Annotated in this window: 17 protein-coding genes; 11 read left to right on the top strand and 6 right to left on the bottom strand. The window is 61.8% G+C overall.

Features of this window, described 5'->3' with window-relative positions; genetic code table 11:
• Positions 1–20: 20 nt before the first annotated feature.
• Complete coding sequence (locus tag ACZ1JY_RS17980) at positions 21–920, top strand: NAD(P)-dependent oxidoreductase (RefSeq protein WP_465130989.1); 900 nt, start codon at positions 21–23, stop codon at positions 918–920.
• A 7-nt stretch (positions 921–927) separates the two neighbouring features.
• Here ACZ1JY_RS17980 and ACZ1JY_RS17975 read toward each other — a convergent pair whose 3' ends face one another.
• The 3 genes from ACZ1JY_RS17975 to ACZ1JY_RS17965 all read right to left on the bottom strand — a co-directional run bounded on the left by ACZ1JY_RS17975 (position 928) and on the right by ACZ1JY_RS17965 (position 2,488).
• Positions 928–1,140 (bottom strand): hypothetical protein, encoded by a 213-nt coding sequence (locus tag ACZ1JY_RS17975; RefSeq protein WP_465130988.1) that lies wholly within the window; start codon positions 1,138–1,140, stop codon positions 928–930.
• 74 nt (positions 1,141–1,214) lie between these two features.
• Positions 1,215–2,069 (bottom strand): SDR family NAD(P)-dependent oxidoreductase, encoded by an 855-nt coding sequence (locus ACZ1JY_RS17970; RefSeq protein WP_346766723.1) that lies wholly within the window; start codon positions 2,067–2,069, stop codon positions 1,215–1,217.
• A gap of 23 nt (positions 2,070–2,092) precedes the next feature.
• The gene (locus ACZ1JY_RS17965) at positions 2,093–2,488 is read right to left on the bottom strand and encodes a VOC family protein (protein ID WP_118075357.1); all 396 of its coding nucleotides are present in this window, start codon (positions 2,486–2,488) and stop codon (positions 2,093–2,095) included.
• Between the two features lie 176 nt (positions 2,489–2,664).
• Between ACZ1JY_RS17965 and ACZ1JY_RS17960 the strand changes: the two genes are divergently transcribed.
• Both ACZ1JY_RS17960 and ACZ1JY_RS17955 read left to right on the top strand, forming a co-directional pair.
• Entirely contained in the window at positions 2,665–4,218 is a 1,554-nt protein-coding gene (locus tag ACZ1JY_RS17960; RefSeq protein ID WP_465130987.1) for a class I adenylate-forming enzyme family protein, read from the top strand.
• A gap of 27 nt (positions 4,219–4,245) precedes the next feature.
• The gene (locus tag ACZ1JY_RS17955; RefSeq protein ID WP_465130986.1) at positions 4,246–5,241 is read left to right on the top strand and encodes an alpha/beta hydrolase; all 996 of its coding nucleotides are present in this window, start codon (positions 4,246–4,248) and stop codon (positions 5,239–5,241) included.
• Between the two features lie 28 nt (positions 5,242–5,269).
• Here ACZ1JY_RS17955 and ACZ1JY_RS17950 read toward each other — a convergent pair whose 3' ends face one another.
• A complete protein-coding gene (locus tag ACZ1JY_RS17950; protein WP_465130985.1) occupies positions 5,270–6,382 on the bottom strand; it encodes an acyl-CoA dehydrogenase family protein in 1,113 nt (370 codons plus the stop codon).
• Between the two features lie 230 nt (positions 6,383–6,612).
• Entirely contained in the window at positions 6,613–9,084 is a 2,472-nt protein-coding gene (locus tag ACZ1JY_RS17945) for a TonB-dependent receptor (RefSeq protein ID WP_465130984.1), read from the bottom strand.
• A gap of 442 nt (positions 9,085–9,526) precedes the next feature.
• Between ACZ1JY_RS17945 and ACZ1JY_RS17940 the strand changes: the two genes are divergently transcribed.
• Positions 9,527–11,458, top strand: a complete 1,932-nt coding sequence (locus tag ACZ1JY_RS17940; RefSeq protein ID WP_465130983.1) for a flavin-containing monooxygenase — start codon at positions 9,527–9,529, stop codon at positions 11,456–11,458.
• Positions 11,459–11,506: 48 nt separating this feature from the next.
• Here ACZ1JY_RS17940 and ACZ1JY_RS17935 read toward each other — a convergent pair whose 3' ends face one another.
• Positions 11,507–12,937: an NAD-dependent epimerase/dehydratase family protein gene (locus ACZ1JY_RS17935; RefSeq protein ID WP_465130982.1), complete on the bottom strand. Its 1,431-nt coding sequence runs from the start codon at positions 12,935–12,937 to the stop codon at positions 11,507–11,509.
• A 139-nt stretch (positions 12,938–13,076) separates the two neighbouring features.
• Between ACZ1JY_RS17935 and ACZ1JY_RS17930 the strand changes: the two genes are divergently transcribed.
• The 7 genes from ACZ1JY_RS17930 (at position 13,077) to ACZ1JY_RS17900 (ending at position 21,306) form a co-directional block, all read left to right on the top strand.
• Positions 13,077–15,002 (top strand): flavin-containing monooxygenase, encoded by a 1,926-nt coding sequence (locus tag ACZ1JY_RS17930; protein ID WP_465130981.1) that lies wholly within the window; start codon positions 13,077–13,079, stop codon positions 15,000–15,002.
• A 65-nt stretch (positions 15,003–15,067) separates the two neighbouring features.
• The gene (locus tag ACZ1JY_RS17925; protein WP_118075351.1) at positions 15,068–15,721 is read left to right on the top strand and encodes a TetR/AcrR family transcriptional regulator; all 654 of its coding nucleotides are present in this window, start codon (positions 15,068–15,070) and stop codon (positions 15,719–15,721) included.
• A 110-nt stretch (positions 15,722–15,831) separates the two neighbouring features.
• A complete protein-coding gene (locus tag ACZ1JY_RS17920) occupies positions 15,832–16,740 on the top strand; it encodes a ThuA domain-containing protein (protein WP_465131563.1) in 909 nt (302 codons plus the stop codon).
• On the top strand, positions 16,685–18,070 hold the full coding sequence (locus tag ACZ1JY_RS17915) for an MFS transporter (RefSeq protein WP_465130980.1): 1,386 nt from the start codon (positions 16,685–16,687) through the stop codon (positions 18,068–18,070). Before ACZ1JY_RS17920 ends, ACZ1JY_RS17915 begins: the two co-directional genes overlap by 56 nt.
• 3 nt (positions 18,071–18,073) lie before the next feature.
• Positions 18,074–18,931, top strand: a complete 858-nt coding sequence (locus ACZ1JY_RS17910; protein ID WP_465130979.1) for a sugar phosphate isomerase/epimerase family protein — start codon at positions 18,074–18,076, stop codon at positions 18,929–18,931.
• A 60-nt stretch (positions 18,932–18,991) separates the two neighbouring features.
• Positions 18,992–19,606 (top strand): gluconate 2-dehydrogenase subunit 3 family protein, encoded by a 615-nt coding sequence (locus ACZ1JY_RS17905; RefSeq protein WP_465130978.1) that lies wholly within the window; start codon positions 18,992–18,994, stop codon positions 19,604–19,606.
• A gap of 14 nt (positions 19,607–19,620) precedes the next feature.
• On the top strand, positions 19,621–21,306 hold the full coding sequence (locus ACZ1JY_RS17900; protein ID WP_465130977.1) for a GMC oxidoreductase: 1,686 nt from the start codon (positions 19,621–19,623) through the stop codon (positions 21,304–21,306).
• The last annotated feature ends 28 nt before the right edge of the window (positions 21,307–21,334 follow it).

The raw sequence follows: 21,334 nt of genomic DNA, 5'->3' as shown, positions 1-21,334 counted from the left end.
ACGCCGAGGGAGAGCATATCATGACGACTGTCGCCTATATCGGCCTTGGCGCGATGGGCTTGCCGTTGGCCAAGCATCTCGTGCGCAAGGGCTTTGACGTCACTGCCTATGACATCGACCCGGCTCGTGCCGGTGAGATCGTGGAACTGGGCGGGCGCAAGGCTACTTCAGTGGCCGAAGCCGCGCGCGATGTCGAGGTGGTGATCACCTGCCTGCCAGCAACGCCCCATGTCGAGGCCGTCGTGCTCGGCCCCGATGGCGCGCTGGCGCAGATGAAGCCGGGCACCTTGCTGCTCGACATGTCGACGATCGATGCCAACGGCACCGACCGCGTCGCCAAGGCTTGTGCCGAGAAGAGTGTGGCCTTCGTCGACAGCCCGATCGGCCGCCTCGTGCTACATGCCGAGCGCGGGGAATCGCTGTTCATGGTCGGCGCGAGCGACGAGGACTTCGCCCGGGTCGAGCCGCTGCTGAATGCCATGGGCAAGGACATCATGCGCTGCGGCGGCCAGGGCATGGGCAGCCGGATGAAGTTGGTGAACAACTTCCTGTTGCTGACCATTGCCGAAGTCAGCGCCGAGGCGGTCGCGCTCGGCACCCGCCTTGGCCTTGATATCGATACGATCCTGAAGGTTACCGGGAGCACGACGGCGCAGAACGGCCAGTTGCACACGCTGATGGTCAACAAGGTGCTTAAGGGCGATACCACGCCCGGCTTCACCATCGATCTCGCCTTCAAGGACATGACCCTGGCCATGACTGCTGCGGCGGAATACCGCATGGGCCTGCCGGTAGGCGCGGCAGCACATGCGGTCTATGGCGGGGCGCGTGCCGTGCCCGAATTTGCGCAGAAGGATTACTCGGCCCTGCTCGAATGGGCCTGCCGTAATGCTGCGGTAGAAACGCCGCGCACCGACTGATGGCTGATCATGGCAGGGGTGCAGGGCCAAGGTCCACCATGCCTAGCATCGACAGCGCAGCAACGATGACCGGGATCGTCAGCGCCGAAAGGCCGACGGTCCAGACGATGATCGCAGCGCCAATCCGGCGCGCCGCGCGGTCCTCGGCCACGATGAACACCGAGGATGCCGCAGATACGCCCGCCATGATCAGCGCCGTGGCAGTCCACATGCGGTCCATCGGCGGTAGGATGGCAAGAAGACAAAGCGCAACGAGTGGGCTAAGTACCAGCTTCCCGGCCACCCCGCGCCGCCTCAGTCGACCGCAATCTGGCGGGCAAGGTCTGGCATGATCGGTGGGATCTGTTCCTGCAAGAACTTCACGCGGCCGCCGATGATCTGCTCGCTCATTTCGGGCTGGCTGTGGACCCAGAACCTGTTCTCGGCCATCTGTTCGAGGAACAGGCGGCAACCCTCGTCAAGGTCCATGCCATAATCGCGCATCATCTCGAACATCGCGCGGCGGTGGGCGGCGGCATTGTCGGGCTCGCCGGCTCCGGCCTCGGCGTTGAAGATGTTGGTGCGCAACATGCCCGGCACGATCGCCGAGACATGGATTGGCAGGTTCTTCAGTTCCATCTCAAGATAAAGACATTCGCTGAATGCCTGCACTGCGTGCTTGGTAACGGTATATGCAGTTTGTCCCGGCATCTGGCCGAACGCGCCGACCGAGGAGAGGTTTCCGATCCAGGCTTCCTTGCCGCTGGCGATGATGCGCGGCACAAAGGCGCGCACGCCGTGGATCACGCCATGGACGTTGATGTTGAGCGTGGCTTCCCACCGCGCAGCCGGCACTTCCCAAGTATAGCCGACTGTTTCGATCCCGGCATTGTTGATCAGCAGGCGCACTTCGCCATGCCGATCAAACACGAGTTCGGCCAAGCGGTCGAGTTCTTCCGGGATCGAGACATCGACCTTCTCGGCCTCGGCCTTGCCTCCGGCGGCTTCAATCGCCGCAACGGTGTCTGCCGCTGCCGCCTCGTTGATGTCTGTCACCACCACGATCATGCCGAGCGCGCCTGCACGACGGGCAAGACCTGCGCCGATGCCCGAACCCGCTCCGGTTACGACGGCAACGCCACCTGCGAATACGTCCTTGTCGAGTGCCACCTGGTTTTGCTCCTGCTTCGCAATCAGTGGGCCAGCATCTGCACGTTTTCGCACAGCGCGCCTTCGGGATCGGTAGAGAAGACCACACGCACGCCGTGATCGGTTTCCTCGCGGATCGGGCCGATCAGCTTGCCGCCGTTGGCGGTGATCTTGGCAACCAGTGCGTCGAGGTCCTCTACGACGAAGCCGAGGATCACCTGCTGGTCACGCGGGGCATTGCGCCCGGTGAAGTTGAACATGACCAGCGAGCCCTTGGTCCAGTCGCCACCGGGGGCGAGGATCACTTCGCGGAAAGGTTCGCCATCGCTGCTGCCAGCCACACGCTGGACAATGCCGTAGCCGTAGACCGATGCGTAGTAGGCGGCCATCGCCTCTTCATCGCGGCAGATCAGCTTGGTGAAACCGGACAGCGCAGTCATCTTGTTGATCTCCCTTCCATCGTGCCGGAGTTATGCCCGGCGCTGAATGCTTGTCTTTGTCCACATTTCGCAAGGAAAGTGAATCAGCACTCACTATCATTGATTATCGTAGCGTCTTCGCGCATATGCTACGCAATGACAAGCCGAAAGGCGCTTGAGGAGAGATTGGCCGAGGCATGAAAGGCGTGGGCGATGCAGATCTTCGTCACGAGGTCCATCAGGGCCGCGTCGTGCGGTGCTTCGCTGAACGTCCGCGCAGCCTTGCTGGATGCCTTGCCGCAGCCGTGGCCTGCACGCCCGATGCCGAAGCCGTGGTCGACGGGCAGCGACGCCTGAGTTATGCTGGCCTGAATGAGGCGGTCCATACCCTTGCAGCAGCCCTCGCCTCACAAGGTCTAGCCCGCGGGGATCGCGTGGCGATCCTGCTCGCCAATCGGCTCGAATATCAGGTAATCGTCCTCGCTTGCGCCCTCGGTGGATGGATCGCAGTTCCTCTTAATATACGCCACACCCCCTCTGAAATTGCCCAAGCGCTCATTGCTTGCGGCGCTGCGGCGCTGTTTCACGAAGCTGACGCACTGCTGCCCGACCTCCCGGCCGCAGTGAAGCTCCGCTTTGCGGTGGCCGACGACGTCGCCCTTCCTTCTGCCCCGCCACGCGCATTCGCTCCCGTGGACGAGGACGATCCTGCCGTCATTCTCTTCACCTCCGGCACGACCGGCAGACCAAAAGGTGCGGTGTTGACGCACTGCAATCTCGTTCATTCGGTCCTGCACTACCGGCATCATTACTCTTTGCGCGAAGGTGAGCGTTGCTTGCTGGCCGTCCCGGCAAGCCACGTCACCGGCCTCGTCGCGCTGCTTGGTGTCAGCGTGGCTATGGCCGGTTGCCTGATCATCATGCGCGAATTCAAGGCCGCAAGGTTCCTTGAAGTCGCCGTGCGTGAAGGCATGACCTACACGCTGATCGTCCCGGCAATGATCGCGCTGCTGCTGATGGACCCGCACTTTGATGGTCGGGCCTTGCACAAGTGGCGGATTTGCGGGTTCGGCGGAGCGCCCATGCCCGTTTCTACGATTGCCCAGCTTAATGCCGCTTTGCCTGGCCTTGCCCTGCACAACACTTACGGAGCGACCGAGACAACCTCGCCCGCGGTGATCATGCCCGCGACCGAGGCCGCTGGGCGCTCGGATCAACTCGGCCGGCCCGTCGCCTGTTGCGACCTGTTGGTCATGGACGCGCAAGGCCACGAACTGCCGCCGGGCGAACAGGGCGAGATCTGGATGGCAGGCCCAATGGTCAGTCCAGGCTACTGGAATGATCCAGATGAAACCGCTGCCGAGTTCGTCCACGGCTTCTGGAAATCCGGAGATGTCGGCTCACGCGATGCGCAAGGCTACGTCGCGTTGCACGACCGGCTCAAGGACATGATCAATCGCGGCGGGTTCAAGGTCTGGTCGGTTGAGGTGGAGAACGCGCTCTGCTCTCATCCCGCCGTCATTGAGGCTGCCGTTGTTGGCAAGCCTTGCCCGGTACTGGGGGAACGTGTCGTCGGCTTTGTCAATCTGCGCCAGACGGTGACGGTGGACGAACTTCGCCAGCACCTCGCTCCACTGCTGTCTGACTACAAGGTGCCCGATGAACTCCACGTCGCAGCTGCACCTCTCCCACGCAACGCCAACGGCAAGCTGCTGAAGCGCGACCTACGCGAACGGCTCGCTGCTAGCTGATCGAACACACATAAAGGAACAAGCCGAATGCGTAGCTACAAGGTCGAAAACGGGGTCGTGGATCTGGGCCGGATCAAGCTCGACGTACCTGACACGATCAGCGAGGAGGCCAAGGCCTATCTGCGCTTCGATCCCAATCAGGAGATGCCCGAGGACGCGCCCCCGGTGCCGATGTGGCTGATGCGCGAACCGCTGGCGCCGATGTTCGAATGGCTGAACCAGCAGGCGCTTGAAGCCTATCCCTGCGCCATAGAAGAAACCGCGATCGACGGCGTGCGCTGCCACCGCATCACGCCCGAGGGCGGCGCGCGCCATGCGGACAAGCTGCTTATCAACCTGCACGGTGGTGGTTTCGTCATGGGTTCTGGCTCACTGGTGGAAGCCATTCCGATTGCCGCCGAAACCGGGTGCGAGGTAATCGCTGTCGATTACCGCCTTGCGCCCGAGCACCCCTTCCCTGCTGCCGTGGACGACATCGTCGCGGTCTATCGCGATGCGCTGAAGAGCCATGCAGCAAGGGACGTGGTCCTGTTCGGCACTTCTGCCGGTGGCTTCCTTACGGCCATGGCGATCATGCGCTTCAAGAAGGAGGGTTTGCCCCTTCCTGCCGCGTGCGGCGTGTTCACGGCGGGCGGAGATGTGACGCAGTTGGGCGATACCTTCAACTACCTGACGCTGTCCGGCTTCTACGGCCACCTCGGCGCCAAGCTCGACAATCCGCAGTGCGAACGCGGGGTATTCGTTGGAGATGCGGACCGCAACGATCCGTTGCTCGCCCCGATCAAGGGCGACCTGTCGGACTTTCCGCCGACGCTGCTTGTCACCGGCACGCGCGATGCGGTGCTGAGTTCTGCGGCGATGTTCCACCGCGCCCTTCGCAAGGCTGGACGCGATGCCGACCTTCACGTGTTCGAAGCTATGCCCCATGGCTTCTGGTTCAGCGTGGCCCTGCCGGAATCGCGCGAGGCGATCGACCTCATGGCCCGCTTCTTCGAACGCCACCTCGGAATCGGCGCAGCGTAATCGGCGCTGCGCCTGCGGGAACCGCGACTTACAGGAAGAAGTCGCGGTTCTCTGCGCCCATCAGCACGCTGGCATAGTTGCGCGCGAAGCCGACCGGGTTGTTGGCAACGTGCGCGCGCGACATGCGCACGTCGTGCCACAGGTCCTGAAAATCGCTGCCGAGATAGACGGAGCGGCCACCAGCGACATCCATCAGCAGGTCCATCGCCTCGATGCAGCGATCGGCCACGAGGCTGGCCTGATAGCGATAGCGGACGCGGTCCTCGATGCTCGGCTTCCAGCTGGCCTTTTCCATCGCCTCGAAGTTGCTGACCATGATCGCCAGGCATTCCTCGGCGAGGTTCGATGCGCGCGCGATCCGTTCCAAAACGTCCGGGTCCGCAGCCGACTTGGTCATGTCGGTGGAGTTGAGGCCGACGCGGTCCCTGAACAGCGCGATGGCGTGGCGCACCGCACCAATCGCGCTCGTATTGACCACGCGGATGAAGACCTGCGCCCACGGAAGGTCATAGACGCCGCTGCCTTGGTGGTGGACACCATGGAAGCCATCCATCTGCTTGTGGGTACGGCGCTCGGGCACGAACACCGGCGTGTCGATCACGATATCGTTCGATCCGGTGCCCTGAAGGCCCATGGTGTGCCAAGTGTCGTCGATGCGGTAATCGCCTGCAGGCACGAGGAATGTGCGATGGCCTTCCTCGGCCACCATCCCGCCCAGCAGTACCCAGTTGCAGTGGAGGCATCCGCTCGACCAGCCCCAGCGCCCGGAGAGAAGGAAGCCTCCCTCGATGCGCTCAACCTTCGCGCCCACGGGATTGTAGGAACTCGAAATCATCGCATCTGGGCCATCGGCAAAGACCTCGGCCTGCGTTTCGGCGTCCATCATCGCGATCTGATAGTTGTGAACCGCAACGATCCCCAGCGCCCAGGCCGTGCTCATGTCCCGCTCGGCAATGGCGATCTGGTCGAGGAAGAAGTCCTGCGGGGTTCCTGCAAGCCCGCCGTGGCTGACCGGAGTGAAGTGCCGGAAGAAGCCATCCGCGCGCAGCGCTTCCACCACCTTGTCCGAAATGCGCCGCGCCTTGCGCCCTTCTGCGGCATGAGCCGCAACAAGATCGAGCGTGCCTGCTGAGATCGACATTCAATGCCCCTTGAAATTCTTTGCTTCGCGCAACACCATGCGTAGCGCAAAGATTCTTATGATACGCATTTGACGGCTTGCAAAGAGTTTAGGCGAAACTTTGCCGCAAAATCACTGCTAAAACCGATCATTTGCCCCAAAGTGCATCGCGCAAGCATTGTACGCACCGACACGAAGCAGGGGCCACCTTGCGAGCGGCCCCTGCAAATTTCGCCAAGTAAGATAAGGAATTACCAGTTGAACTTCAGCGTAGCGCCGAATTCACGCGGATTGGTCATGTTGACCTGACGGTAGCCGGAATTGAACGTGCCGGCGATAAGTGAGTCGACTGTTCCGAGACCAAGGCCGCGCACGGTGATGCGACGTTGATCGAGCAAATTGCGGGCAAATACGTCGAGTTCCCACTTGCCATCGTTTGTGCGCACGCCGACGAACATGTTCAGTAGTTCTCGTGACTGGTACGTAAACTGGGCTCGCTCCGAGTCAAAGCCCGGCCGGTAAGTAAACAGCGCGCGCACGAACGGTGTGAAGCTGTCCATTGGCAGCCGCAATTCGGTGTTGGCAGTCAGGCTGAAGTCGGGAACCTCGGCAAGACGCCCCTTGGCGATGCAATAGCTGACATTGCCATTGCCCGTGACCTTGGGTGTGCCGTTTTGATTGGGCACCCCGGTCCCGGCAAAGTCGGTGCAAGGCACACGGGCGTTGTCGAAGCGCGCCTTGGTGTAGGCGGCCGAAACGCCAAGATCCCAATTGTCGGATACGCGGCCGTCGAACGAGGCCTCAACGCCCTTGATCGTGGCATCAGCGTTATAGTTGAAGTCGAAAAATCCGGTCTGCGGCTGGTTGGCAGGCGCGTTATAATAGATCCCGGAGAAGCGTGACAGGAAGTTGTCGATCTTCTGGTAGTAGCCCGAAATCGCATAGTTTACCCGGCGATCGAATATGGTGCCCTTGATGCCCGCTTCGAATGAATCGCTCTTTTCCGGGTTGGTGCGGATGAGGTCATTCGAGAGGCCATTCGGCAGAGCAACGCCCGTGCTGCCCGCCCGGAAAGAATGGCCGTAGGCAGCAAACACATTGAGGTCAGGCATGATCGCGTAGGAAATGTTTACGCCACCGGTGATCGGCTTGTTGGTGTTGCGCTGCAGGTTGACGGGGACAATCTCGCGCGGACCATCCTGAACGGCGCCAGTCAGGGTAAGCTGCGTCGTCTGTACGTTTTTGAGGATGGAGTAACGCACGCCGCCCTCAATCGAGAGCGGTCCTGAGCGATAGCGCAGGTTGGCATTGAAAGACCACGTCTGGCTGTACACAGGTACGTTTACGCGGGTTGCGATGCCAAGCGTGTTTGGCAGCGGGAACGGCGTAAAGCCTGGAACATTCGGCAGGCCGATCGCTGCGAATGGCAGGTTGACCAGCGCATTCGGGTTGACCGCATACCAGAACTGCGAAGCGTCCTGGTTTACGACAGTCGTCCCGGTCTGCTTGGTATAGAACGCGCCCAGACCCCAGCCCAGACCCTCGGTGTTGTTCGAGCTGAGGCGAAGTTCACCGGTCACCACCTTGTACGGCACATCAACGTTCGAATACTGGACAAAGCCCGGCAGGGCATTGGTGGCGTCCAGATCGCGCTCGGTCTTGATGTTGCTCGACTGGTAGGCCCCGACAAACGACGCAGTGGCCGCGCCGAGATCATATTCGAGGTTGAGGTTGACCAGATGCGACTTGTTGACGCTGCGGAAGCGGCCGTCCTGCACCGAGGCGTAGTCATCAGTAGTAAGCGCCGGCCCTGAACGGATTGCCGTGTCTGGAATGAATACGCCCGCGAGAGGGGCCGGAACGTCGCCAACTCCTGGAACCGGGATGTTGAAGTACTGGCTATATGGGGCGTTTCCGGAACCGATGACCTGCTGGAACTGACGGTTGTCGGCTTCGAGATACTGGTACGTCAGGTAGCCCGTAAAACTGTCGGTCGGCTTCCAGCCCAATGTGATTCGTCCGCTCTCGGTGCGGCTCTGTGAGCGCTCGCCAGTCTGAATGTTGGTCACGTTGTTTAGTCGATTGCCATCGACCAGTGCGGCGACTCGAATGGCAAACTTTTCCGAGAAGGGCAGCGACGCACCCATCTGCGCGTTATAGCCGTCGCGGGTGGTGCCGGTTAGCTCGGCGTAGCCTTCCGGCTTGGTGAAGTTCGGGCGGCGTGTGGCGATGGTAATTGCACCAGCCGGGGCAGAAAGACCACGCAGCAGGCCCTGTGGCCCGCGCAGTACTTCGATCTGCTTGATATCGTAGATCGCAGTGTAGACGGTCTGGGCGTCACTAGGAATTTCGTTGTAATAGACTTGGACGGCTGGCCCAGTCCCCTGATCGGGATCGAAAGTGATGCCCCGCAAAGTGGTGGTACTGTTGCGGCCTGTCGTATTGGTCAGTTCAAGGCCGGGGGCGAGTTGTGCCACATCCTTGACGTCGAAGATCTTGAACTTTTCGAGTTGCTCGCCTGTTGCGACGTTTACCGTCATAGCCACATCCTGCAGCTTCTGCGACTGGCGGGTGGCGGTAACGATGATCTCGTTGCTCAGGCCTTCCTCTGCCGCCTGCGGTGGGGCTTCTGCAGGTTCGGAGGCCATCGCGGCAGCCGGCACGGTCATCGCGGGCATGCTTGCTCCAAGCAGCAGCACGAACTTAAGGTTGTCAAACTTCATATTTCCTCCCCTCAACGGCCGAAGCAGCAAGTTCGACTCGCCACAGTTCGTGCCCGGTGTTGCGCCGATTGCTCGGCTTGATTTCGGCGCGGATCGCGTAAAGCGGCTTCGATGGAGGGAGCGCGCAAAGCGGGATTTTGCCGGCAATGGTGCCGTGCCCGCATCTGCAAACAGAACCGCTCTCCCTCGGTCGCCGCGATACGAACACGCCGAAGTTAGTTTTAACTAACAAGTTGACAGGGGTGCGTCAAATCAGATTCGCTCAAAAGCGATCTTATGCGGTACAAGTATCAATGAGGCTCCCGATTTGCGTAACGATGTGGCCTTTTCGCAACGCATACCTCATCCGCAGTCAGCGCTGATCTCGCTCTCTCAATGATGCCGCTTGACTGCCGGCGGTTATCAAGTAAGCGTTCACTCACATCAAGATCCGGAGAGTCACATGTCTGATGCGAATTCAGCCACGCCAGCTTCGTTGCCGATCAAAGATCATGTCGGCCTGCGGCTGGCACTGCGCGATGCCAATTTGCCCACGCTCCTTATGGTCTATGTGACGTTCACTCAGGACCGCGTTTATCTCGATCGCTTCGCGCCTTATCTGGCGGCAGCATACGCCGCCGATGCGCCGAGCAACGTGCCCGACACGATGGCACAGGACCTGCGCGACCGGCTGTTCGCGCTGCTAACGCATGAGCTGCCGCCGCTGGTTCGCCCTCTCGATCCGGAATTCCTACGCCATATGATGAGCGTCAGCGTTGGCGAAAACGTCGATCCGGGCCTGATCCCCGTGTTGTACGACCAGATGGGCTTCGAACCGCCTGTCCCACGCAAGTGTATTCCCGGTCGTCCCACGCCTCCGTCGGATTTCGACGTGATCGTGATTGGTGGCGGGATGAGCGGGATCGCAGCGGGCATCAAGCTTTCAGAAGCCAACTATTCTTACACGATTATCGAAAAGAACGCCGAACTGGGCGGAACCTGGTGGGAAAACCGCTACCCCGGCGTCGGTGTGGATACACCCAGCCATTTCTACAGCTATTCCTTTGAACTCAACCCCGAATGGAGCCACTACCACCCCAAAGGTCAGGAAATTCAGGATTATCTGGTTGGCGTGGCGGATCGCCATGGAGTGCGCAGCAACGTTCTGTTCGAAACACGCGTAACTGGCGCCATCTGGGACGATGTGAGCGCCAAGTGGATCGTCAAGCTGCGGCACAAGGACGGCACGACGAGCGAACGGGCCGCTAGCACCGTGCTCCTCGCCCATGGCGTGCTCAACCGTTGGTCCATGCCGAAGATTCCCGGCCTTGAATCATTCGCCGGTCCGAAAATGCACACTGCGGGATGGGACACATCGGTGGATCTGAAGGGCAAGCGCGTTGCCGTGATCGGTACCGGCGCCAGTGCGGCGCAGCTTGCGCCTGCCATTGCCGACGAAGTCTCTCATCTGACGATCTTCCAGCGCTCGAAGCACTGGGTGCTGAACAATCCAGACATCAATGTGAACGTCAACGACAATGTCCGCTTCGCTCTACGCGAGATTCCGCACTACAAGGAATGGTTCCGCTTCCGCGTCTATTGGTTTTCGGGCGACGGACTCTATGGCAATGTCAAGGTGGAGCCTGATTGGCCTAACCAGAACGTCTCGATTAGCGCGCAGAACGATGCGGTGCGAAACTACGCCTTGCAGTACATTCAAACCAAGCTGGCAAGCCGGCCCGATCTGATCGAGAAGATTGTCCCCGACTACCCTATATTCGGCAAGCGCATCGTGCTCGATGCCGACGGGGGATGGCTCGATACGCTGGTAAAGCCCAATGTCACGCTGGAGACGCGCGGGATCGATCACATCGAAAAGGATGCGGTTGTCCTCAAGAACGGTACCCGCGTCGAGGTTGACGTGCTTGCACTGGCCACCGGGTTCGAGATTGCCAAGGTCGCCGGCGATCTCGAAATCGTTGGCAAGGGCGGATGCCGCCTTCAGGAGGACTGGGGTGAGGACGACCCCTACAGTTATCTCGGCGTGATGGCGCCGGGCTATCCCAATTTCTTCTTCGTGCTAGGCCCCAACAGCGCGCCCAATCATGCTGCAGGCGTCAACATGGTGATCGAGGCGCAGATCAACTGGATGGTCGAAACGCTCGACATGATGGTCGCCGAAGAGGCTCGCAAGGTGGAGCCGACGATCAAAGCCTATGATGCCTGGAACGCGAAAGTTGCCGCACAGATGAGTCAGATGATCTGGGCCCACCCCAAGGCCAAGAGCTATTACCTCAACTCTGCGGGTCGCAACATCATCTCCTGCCCGTTCCGCCTCGCCGACTACTGGAAATGGACCCGTCATCCTGCGCGCGAAGACCTCACCCTGTCTTGATCCGCGCAAACCTTGGGCGCGGCGGCCAATGCGACCGCCGCGTCTCTTTCAATCCATGTCGGGCCAAACTTGGGCAAAGAAAGGATTTGCGGCCTTGTTCTCGTCGTAACTGGTTTGATGGACCATGCAGGTCGGGCACCAGTGCCCACCCTTGAGATAGAGGCGCGGCGTCATCGTGAAATCGTGGCCGAGCGCGCAACGGAACGCGGCCGGCTGATCCGGCTCGCAGGAATCCCCCTGGAACGAACCGCCACGGAATTGCGCAGCACTCTTGAGGTCTGTGGCCGTCCAGTCCCCTTCCGGCATGTCGGTGTTGTATCCATGATCGAGGAGCGAAACCTCTCGCGAAGGCTCGCGGAACTGGAAATCCGCCCAGTCGCGCGGCAGCTTCTCCCACGCCTCGCGCGATCCGAAGTAGGCTTCGATATGTTCGCGGTCGTCATTGGCGATCCAGTTGAGCGTGCCGCCCCGCCCTTTCGCCAATTTCTCCATCCGGCTGCGTCCCGCGCCCGGAAACCACCGCGCGATCAGGCGCACCGGCGCCGGCATGCTCGCCACCATGCCGCGCGCCCAATCCTCGAGCGTCTCCGAACGGAACGGCACCGCCTCCTCCAGCCTGTCGGAATCGGCATACCACTGGCCATGGAAGTTCCGCGTGGCGGACCAATGCGGGCGAAAGCTGGCGAAGGCATCCTTCTGCCCCAGCGCGCCTGCGGTAATGCGGGCGAACTCATGATTGGTGACGCGCAGCTTATCGCCGCCGCCGATGTTGTAGAACCGTTTCCAGAAGGTCTCGGGCACGGCATCCTCGCAGGCGTTCGCTGCCAGCCGCGCCGAATCCCCGACCGTGACCCATTCGAACACGCCGTTGAACGGATTGTGGAAGATGATCGGGTCGAAGATCTTCCAGATTCCCGGATGCGCGATCCCGGTCTGGCGCAGCGAAACCCAGCGCTTCAAGCCGCTCTGCGCGACGATGGCTTCGGCCTCGGTCTTGCTCACCGCATACTGGTCGAACCGGCTGATCTTGATCGGATCGCCGGTGCGGCCCCAGTGCACCGGCGCATTGCGGTGCCCGGTTTGCGCGACCGTTCCGATATAGACCAGCGCCGTTGTCTCAGCCTGTCCGGCCGCCTTGATTGCTTCAACGATGTTGCGCGCGCCGCCTACGTTCACCTGCATCGTCAGTTCGGGAAAGCGGTCGGCAAAGGGCGACACCATGCCGCCGATGTGTAGCACCTGATCCACACCCTCGATGCCTCGACGCATGTCCTGCGCGCTTGTCAGATCGCCGATTAGCCATTCGACGGCAGGGTGCTTGGCGAATCGTTTCACCACCGGGTGGCCCTGCTCCTCCGGCCGCACCAGAGCGCGGACCCTGAACCGGTCGGCCCTGGCCGCCAGTTCCGCCAGCGTCGCGCTGCCCATGTTGCCGGTCGCGCCGGTCAGGAAGATGGTTTTCTTGGTGCAAATCGCCACTTCACGCCGCTCCGGCCGCTATAATCGCTCCCTACTGTTCAATTATTTTCACGCTCCGGTCAACCACTGCCGCACAAACCATCTTCCCGATGTCCGGCGAACAATGTAAGTGCCCACTTATCACAACGGGAGACATTGCATGGCCGCGATTCTGGAAGAGCGAACCAATTTCACGACTCTGGCCAATGACCCCGAGCTTGCCCGCGCGCTTGATGAAGCCAATGTGCCGACGTTGCTCGCCGCCTATGTTCACCTTTCGCACGATGTGGACATGCTGGAGCGGTTCGCACCGCATATCCGTCCCGCGTTCTCCTATCCGCCAACCGAAATCCCTGACGACCTCGCCGACGCCCTGCGCCTCAAGCTGCGCCACCTGCTGACCACCGGCGAAGGCCTCGCCAGCAACGAGCCGTCAGATGAACTCGTGCAGCGCATCATGTCGGTCACCGTGGGCGAACCGGTCGACACCGAATTCGTCGAACTGGTGAACGACCAGTGTGGCTTCCGTCCATGGATCGACCGCAGCAAGCTGGCCGACCGCCCTGCCCCCAAGGCCGGGTTCAAGGTTCTGGTCATCGGCGCGGGCATGACCGGCATGGCCGCCGCCACCAAGCTGCGCGAGGCGGGCTACGACTTCGTCGTGATCGAGAAGAACCCCGAAGTCGGCGGCACCTGGTACGAAAACCGCTACCCCGGCGTCGGTGTGGATACGCCCAGCCACTTCTACAGCTTCAGCTGGGAAATCTGGCCCGATTGGCAGCACTATCACCCGCATGGCGCCGACATGCAGCGCTACATGACCGGCGTTGCCGACAAGTATGACCTGCGCCGAGACATCCGCTTCAACACCACGGTCGAGAAGCTGGTCTGGGCCGAGAAGTCCTGCACATGGACTGTCACTGTCCGCAACGCTGATGGCACCAGCGAAAACCTCGTTGTCAATGCCGTCATCAACGGCCATGGCCCGGTCAATCGCCTCAAGATGCCGGACATCGCCGGGTTGTCTGACTTCGCAGGACCAGTTGTCCACACCGCCGCCTATCCCGCTGACCTCGATCTCAAGGGCAAGCGCGTTGCCGTGATCGGCACCGGGGCCAGCTCGGCCCAGCTCTGTGGCGCCATCGCGCCGGAGGTTGCCGAACTCACCGTCTACCAGCGCACCAAGCACTGGGTGCTCTACAATCCGGAAATCGCCCACGAGGTGAGCGAGGGCATGAAGTGGGCCTTGGCAAACATCCCCACCTTCAAGGAATGGTTCCGCTTCCGCGTTTACTGGGCCGCGGCCGACGGCCTCTTCTCGAACGTGCTCAAGGACCCGGCGTGGGAGGGCAACATGCTCGCCGTTTCCGAAGGCAACGAGATGACGCGCCAGTACGCGCTCGGCTACATGCAGCAGCGCTTCGCCGACCGGCCTGACCTGATCGAGAAGCTGACGCCCGATTTCCCGATTTTCTCGAAGCGCATCATTCTTGACAATGGCTGGTTCGATGCGCTTGCCCGGCCCAACGTCCAACTCGAAACACAGGGTATCGCCCGCATCCTGCCGAACGGCATCGAAGCCAAGGACGGCTCTGTCTTCGAATGCGACGTGATCATCTGCGCTACCGGCTTCAACGTCGCGCAGATGGTCGGAAACCTGGTGATAAAGGGCGAAGGCGGGCGTGAACTGGGCGAAGAATGGGGTGCGGAAGATCCACGCAGCTACCTCGGTATGTGCGTGCCGGGCTACCCCAACTACTTCCACACCGTCGGCCCCAACAGCGCGCCCAACCACGCCGCTGGCCAGAACCTGATCTCCGAAGCGCAGGTCAACTGGATCATCGAGGCGCTGGACCGGATCAACGAAGCCGGCGCCCGCGCGTTCGAAGTGGAAAAGAACGCCTTCGATGCCTGGAACCGCAAGGTGGACGAGCGTATGCCCAAGATGATCTGGACCCACCCCCGCGCCAACTCGTACTACAACAACTCGAAAGGCCGCGTCTTCCTGTCGTGGCCGTGGCGTCTGGTGGACTTCTTCAACGCCACCCGCCGCCCGGAACCCGGCAGCTACCGCTTGATCCCGTAATCGCAAGATGCCGTTTCTGCGCAATGGCCTTGCGCGGAACCAGCGTTTCGCCCTAGTCGGAGGGCGTGACCAAACGCACCCGCCTCCCCGCGAAAGACCGCAAGGCGCTCATTCTCGCCAATGCCCGCGCCATCTTCGCGCAGAGTGGCTATGAAGCGGCGCGCACGCAGGAAATCGCCAAGCGGTCGGGCGTCTCCGAAGCGCTGATGTACCGGCACTTCCCCTCAAAGGAAGCGCTCTACCGTGCCGTCCTGCGCGAGGTGATCCGCGAACAGGACGCAAGCTACGAAACCCTGACACTGCAAGAGCTTAACGGACGCGCCATCGTCCGCAACCTCAAGGCCTATTTTACCATCGTGGTCGGATCGAGCGAGCCGAGTTTCAAGGAAGGCTTCCGCCTCCTTCTCGCCAGCCTCGTCGGCGATACGAACTTTGCGACGCTCGTCTACCGTCGCGCCCAGCGACTGATGAACCACCGCATCACCGCCGCGTTGCAGAACGCGCGCGACGCCGGAGAAGTCATCGGCCGGGAAATTTCGCCGGCCAACACTTCACTGTTCACCGAACACGTCGGCACGGTGCTCAACGTGCTGGCCACCAATGTCGAACGTTCGCCCTACCATGGCAACGAGGCAGAGCTGATCCGCGACGCCGTGTGGTTCTGCTGCCGCGGAGTCGGCTTCACCGACGAGGCGATCGAACGCCACTTGCGCGACTGAAGCGCATGCTATTGCGTCCGCCGCTGCTGCGGGCTACGAACTCGATTGACAGCGCTATCTAAATCAGGTCCAACAGGATCGAAAGCGCGGGGAGAGTGGTTTTGCGCAAGGTGCTGAAGGTGCTTGGCCTGTTGCTGCTGGCCGCCTCCGTGGTGTTTGCGGTCATCGCGTGGCGCAACTGGGACCTGATCCAGCGCGTGTTCCTGGGCGGTGTCAAAGTCTACGAGACAGTTCCGCCGCAGATCCCCGCCAATATCCCGCGTCCCGCCGTGCTGGTCTTTTCAAAGACCAACGCGTTCCGCCACGAAGAAGCGATCCCTGCTGCTGCCAAGATGTTCGATACGCTGGCCAGGCAAAACGGGTGGGGCCTCTATCAGACGGAGAACGGTGCGGCCTTCAGCCCTGAAATCCTGGCCCGCTTCGATGCCGTGGTGTTCTCCAACGTCACCGGAGACGTTTTCACACCCGAACAGCGCGCTGCGTTCAAGGCCTATCTCGAGAATGGCGGCGGCTATGTCGGCATCCACGGCGCGGGCGACAATTCGCACAAGGCGTGGGACTGGTACGTGACTTCAGTGATAGGCACGAATTTCATCGGCCACCCCATGGACCCGCAGTTCCAGAGCGCCGCGGTCAACATCGAAACCCATGCGCACCCGTCGACCGCGACACTGCCTGACAGGTTCGCTCATGTCGATGAATGGTATTCCTTCGACAAGTCGCCACGCGGCATTCCGGGGCTGACCGTTCTCGCCACGATCGACGAGAGCAGCTACAAGCCGGGGTCGTTCATGGGCACAGAGCTTGTCATGGGCAAGGACCATCCGGTGGCGTGGTGGCGATGCGTGGGCCAGGGGCGCGTGTTCTACGCCGCCGCCGGGCACACCGCCCAGACTTACAATGATCCCAAATACCGCCAGTTCCTCACTGGCGCGGTACAATGGGCGATGAAGCGCGCTGGCAATGGCTGTGGCGGCGATGCCGCCAACGCCACGGGGTCGGCGCAAGCAGCCGAGTGAAACAAAGCAACTTACGGAACGGGCGGGGAATACTTTGATGGCAACCACATCCCAGAACAGGAAATCGATCTTCTGGATCTGCGTCCTTGCACTGTTCTGTGCGGCACTGGCCAACGCCGTGCGCGCAGGCGCGGCCGGAGCAATGAAAGCCGCCCTGCTCGATCCGATCGATCCGCAGCATTCGGGCGAACTGATCGGCGTCGTGCTCGGCAACTCTTTCCTTGGCTTCGCCATCAGTCTGCTGGTCATCTCGCCACTTCTCGACCGGTTGGGCGCCAAGAAGGTGATCCTGTTCGCCTCGGCCTGCTTCATCCTCGGCCCGCTCCTTGTCCTGCTGGCTGGAAACGCTCCGCCCGCCTCGATCATGCTCGTGCTCAACCTCGCCATGGTGCTGTGGGGTTGCGGCTGGGGAGCGACCGAAGCTTCGATCAATCCCGTTGTCGCCTCGCTCTTTCCTGACCAGAAGACCGGCAAGCTCAACGAACTGCACGCCTGGTGGCCGGCAGGGCTGATCTTTGGCGGCCTGCTTTCGGTCCTGTTCTTCAAGTCGCTCGACCTGCCATGGCAGGCGCTGGTGGGGCTGTGCCTAGTGCCCGGAGTGGTCCTGGCCATCTGGGCGTCCCGCCATCAATTCCCGCAGACCGAAAGCGCGGTGGCAGGTGTCTCCTTCGGCGAGATGATGACCGAGCCGTTCAAGCGGCCGAGCTTCTGGGTCTTCTTCGCGATCATGTTCCTGACCGCGTCGAGCGAACTGGCACCGGGCGCCTGGGTCGATGTGACGCTGACCAACACCGTCGGCATGCCGGGCATCCTTGTGCTGGTCTATGTCTCTGCAATCATGTTCGTAATGCGCCATTTCGCCGGTGCGCTTGAACACCGCTTCTCCGACATGGGCCTGCTGCTGATGTGCACCGTGCCTGCGGCCTTGGGGCTCTACCTGCTGTCGGTGGCCAATTCGCCGGTCACTGCGGTATTGGCGGCAACGGTCTGGGCGTTCGGCGTATGCTTCATGTGGCCGACCATGCTGGCGGCAGTATCGCGGCGCTATCCGCGCTCTGGCCCATGGGGCATCGGCCTCGTCGGCTTTGCTGGTGCGCTGGCGATCTACTTCGTTCTGCCCGAACTCGGCGCGATCTACGACAGGGCCAAGCTCGCAAAGGCCGGCGGCGAAGAAGCCTTCGCTGCGCTTCAGCCCGGCAGCGATGCCCTGCAGCAGGTGCTTGCCTACGCGGCCGAGCAGAGCTTCCAGACCATTGCGGTCATTCCGGTGGTGCTGTTCTTCATCTTCCTTGCTGTGCGCCTGGTCGAGCGGAAAAGCGGAAAGGCCTGATCTATGAAAGTCGGCATCAACCTGATGCTGTGGACGGGGCATGTCACGCCAGCTGACGCGCCCCTGCTGCAGACACTGAAGGATACCGGCTTTGATGGGGTGGAAATCCCGCTGTTCGATGTCTCGAACAGCACGCATTACGCCGAACTAGGCCGCATCCTTGCCGACATCGGGCTGAAGCGCACCACCACGGCGATCATTCCGGATGAGGCGCACAACCCGCTTTCACCCGATCCCGCAGTGCGCGCCCGTGCGATCCAGCATCTTGAGCGTGTGATGGATTGCGCGGAAGCGCTGGCCGCGCAGGTTCTGGCCGGACCGTTGTTCCAGCCGCTCGGGCTGTTCAGCGGGGCCGGGCCGACCGAGGCCGAGCTTGAGCGTTGCGCCGAGGTGCACCGGGCAGTGGCCGAACGCGCCCGCGCGGCAAACCTGCCTTTGGCGCTGGAACCCCTCAACCGCTTCGAATGCTACCTGCTCAACACCTGCGAGCAGACCAGCGCCTATCTCGACCGCCTGGATGAACCGGGCTTCGGCATCCTTTACGATACGTTCCATGCCCATATCGAAGAGAAGGACCCGGTCGCGGCGCTGCGCACGGCACTGGCGCGTGGCCATGTCGCCCATGTCCACATCAGCGAGAACGATCGCGGCACGCCGGGGCACGGACATGCCAGGATTGCCGAGAGCATCGCCGTGCTCAAGCAGACGGGCTACGTTGGCTGGCTGACGATCGAGGCCTTCGGCAAGGGCTTGCCTGAACTCGCCGCCGCCACCCGCGTCTGGCGCGATTTCTTCAGCAGCCCCGAAGAGGTCTACACCGAAGGGCACCGCTATATCCGCGAATGCTGGGACCAGGCCTGATGTCCACACCTGTCATTTCCGACCGGCGCCAAGAAGCAAGCCAGAACACGGAGACTGCCGATGATTGACCTCCCCCAAACCGATCGCCGTGGCATGATGGCCGGCTTCGCTGCCCTGCTCGGCGTGGCGGCGCTTCCGGTCGAGGCACTTGCGGCACCTGCCGGCAAGACAGCGCCCTTCCTCCCTGCCCCTCGCTTTGCGCTGCTTTCCAGCGTGGCCGACACGATGCTGCCCGTAACCGACACCCCGGGCGCACTTGCGGCGCAGGTCCCTGCCCGGCTTGATGCGATGCTGAAGAACTGGGCCGCGCCTGCCACCCGCGCCGAGATCCTCGCAGCGCTCGACCGCATCGATTCCGCCGCCAAAGCAGCCAAGGGCCGCAGCTTCGCCGCGCTTTCGGCCAAGGAGCGCGAAGCCGTGCTGCGTGCCCACGATGCCGCTGCCCTCAAGCCGACAGCCCCGCTCGATGCCAACAAGGCGGCATTTCTCCAGACCGGTACCGTGCCAACCGACGCCGGATACAAGCGGCTCAAGGAACTGGTCATCGGCCTGTACTACTACAGCCCGACCGGCAGCGAGCACGAACTGGTCTACGACCACGTGCCCGGCCCCTACCAGGCATCGGTCAAGCTTACCCCGAAATCCCGGCCCTACCTCGGCCTTGGTCCGTTCTGAGCGGAGATTGATTCATGTTTGACGCCATCGTTATCGGCTCGGGTATCAGCGGGGGCATTTCCGCCAAGGAATTGACCGAACGCGGCCTGAAGGTCCTCGTGCTTGAGCGCGGCCGCAAGGTCGAGCACGTCACCGACTACAACGACACCCAGATGCCTTGGGAGCTGCCCAACAACAACGAAGTGCCCGAAGAAGAACTGGCACGCGACTATCCGGTGCAGAGCCAGTGCTATGCCATGAATGCCGCGACCAAGCAGTTCTGGGTCAAGGATAGCGATCATCCCTACACCACCCCGGAAGACCGCCCGTTCAGCTGGATTCGCGGCTATCACCTCGGCGGGCGCTCGATCATGTGGGGGCGGCAAGCCTATCGCCTTTCGCCGATGGACTTCGAGGCCAATGCCAAGGACGGTCACGGCGTAGACTGGCCGATCCGCTATGACGACCTTGCGCCGTGGTACAGCCATGTCGAAAAGTTCATCGGCGTGGCAGGATCGAAGGAAGGCCTGCCGCAACTGCCCGATGGTGAATTCCTGCCGCCATGGGAAATGAACGACGCCGAAAAGCTGTTCAAGGCATCGGTTGAGGCAAAGTTCTCGGGCCGCAAGGTGATCATCGGGCGCAATGCCAACCTCTCGGTCGCCCAGCCGCATCACGAGGAACTGGGCCGCACCAGCTGCCAGAACCGTTCGATCTGCGAACGCGGCTGCAGCTTCGGGGCGAACCACACCAGCCTGTCCTCATCCTTCCCCGCGGCTGAACGCACCGGCAACCTGACCATCGTCACCGATGCGATCGTGCACAGCCTGGTGCAGGACCCGGCCAGTGGCAAGATCACGGCCGTGCGGGTGATCGATGCCAAGACCATGGAAGGGCGGACCTACGAGGCCAAGCTGTTCTTCCTCAACGCATCGACCATTGGATCGGCGCAGATCCTGCTCAATTCGGCAAACGAGGCCAACCCGCGCGGGCTGTGCAACAAGTCCGATCAGGTCGGGCGCAACATCATGGACCACATGTATGCGCTGGCGACGGCCGGCCTGATGCCGCACTACCCGGCCGACAGCTACTATCATGGCCGCCGTCCCACCGGCATCTACATCCCGCGCTATCGCAACGTGACCGAGGAAGGCGAGGGCTTCGTGCGCGGCTACGGCTATCAGGGTGCAGTTACCCGGCAGGGCGGAAAGCCCGATGCTACCGTGGGAATCGGCCAGGACATCAAGGAGCGCAACCGCAAGTTCGGCCCGTGGATGGCGTTCATCTCGGGCTTTGGCGAGATGCTGCCCCATCCTGAGAACCGGATGACGCTGCACCAGTCGCGCAAGGACAAGTGGGGCATTCCGCTGCTCCACATCGACGTCCAGCTGCGCGAGAACGAGAAGAAGATGGCCAAGCAGATCCAGGCCGATGCGCGCACCATGATCGAGGCGGCAGGCGGCACGGTCGTCTACCAGCGCACCGAACCCGGTCCGCCGGGTCTGGGCATTCACGAGATGGGCAGCGCCCGCATGGGCCGCGATCCGTTGACTTCGGTGTTCAACGGCCTGAACCAGGCGCACGAGGCGCCGAACCTGTTCTGCACCGATGGCGCGGTGATGGCCTCGTCGGGCTGCCAGAACCCGTCGCTCACCTACATGGCGATGTCAGCCCGCGCCGCGCACAATGCGGTGCAGATGCTGAAGGAAGGCAAGATCTGATGTGGACGGGCTGCCTGCAAAGGCAGCC

This window comes from Novosphingobium sp. BL-A-41-Hi4B-X5A (assembly GCF_055521705.1).
This window is presented reverse-complemented; position numbering and strand designations above follow the sequence as displayed.

Bases quoted from the DNA above. Each gene is read 5' to 3' on its own strand.
- ACZ1JY_RS17905 (WP_465130978.1), top strand. From the start codon at position 18,992: ATGATTGACCTCCCCCAAACCGATCGCCGTGGCATGATGGCCGGCTTC.
- ACZ1JY_RS17960 (WP_465130987.1), top strand. From the start codon at position 2,665: ATGAAAGGCGTGGGCGATGCAGATCTTCGTCACGAGGTCCATCAGGGC.
- ACZ1JY_RS17950 (WP_465130985.1), bottom strand. From the start codon at position 6,382: ATGTCGATCTCAGCAGGCACGCTCGATCTTGTTGCGGCTCATGCCGCA.
- ACZ1JY_RS17930 (WP_465130981.1), top strand. From the start codon at position 13,077: ATGGCCGCGATTCTGGAAGAGCGAACCAATTTCACGACTCTGGCCAAT.
- ACZ1JY_RS17965 (WP_118075357.1), bottom strand. From the start codon at position 2,488: ATGACTGCGCTGTCCGGTTTCACCAAGCTGATCTGCCGCGATGAAGAG.
- ACZ1JY_RS17980 (WP_465130989.1), top strand. From the start codon at position 21: ATGACGACTGTCGCCTATATCGGCCTTGGCGCGATGGGCTTGCCGTTG.
- ACZ1JY_RS17975 (WP_465130988.1), bottom strand. From the start codon at position 1,140: ATGGACCGCATGTGGACTGCCACGGCGCTGATCATGGCGGGCGTATCT.
- ACZ1JY_RS17910 (WP_465130979.1), top strand. From the start codon at position 18,074: ATGAAAGTCGGCATCAACCTGATGCTGTGGACGGGGCATGTCACGCCA.
- ACZ1JY_RS17945 (WP_465130984.1), bottom strand. From the start codon at position 9,084: ATGAAGTTTGACAACCTTAAGTTCGTGCTGCTGCTTGGAGCAAGCATG.
- ACZ1JY_RS17940 (WP_465130983.1), top strand. From the start codon at position 9,527: ATGTCTGATGCGAATTCAGCCACGCCAGCTTCGTTGCCGATCAAAGAT.
- ACZ1JY_RS17915 (WP_465130980.1), top strand. From the start codon at position 16,685: ATGGCTGTGGCGGCGATGCCGCCAACGCCACGGGGTCGGCGCAAGCAG.
- ACZ1JY_RS17955 (WP_465130986.1), top strand. From the start codon at position 4,246: ATGCGTAGCTACAAGGTCGAAAACGGGGTCGTGGATCTGGGCCGGATC.
- ACZ1JY_RS17900 (WP_465130977.1), top strand. From the start codon at position 19,621: ATGTTTGACGCCATCGTTATCGGCTCGGGTATCAGCGGGGGCATTTCC.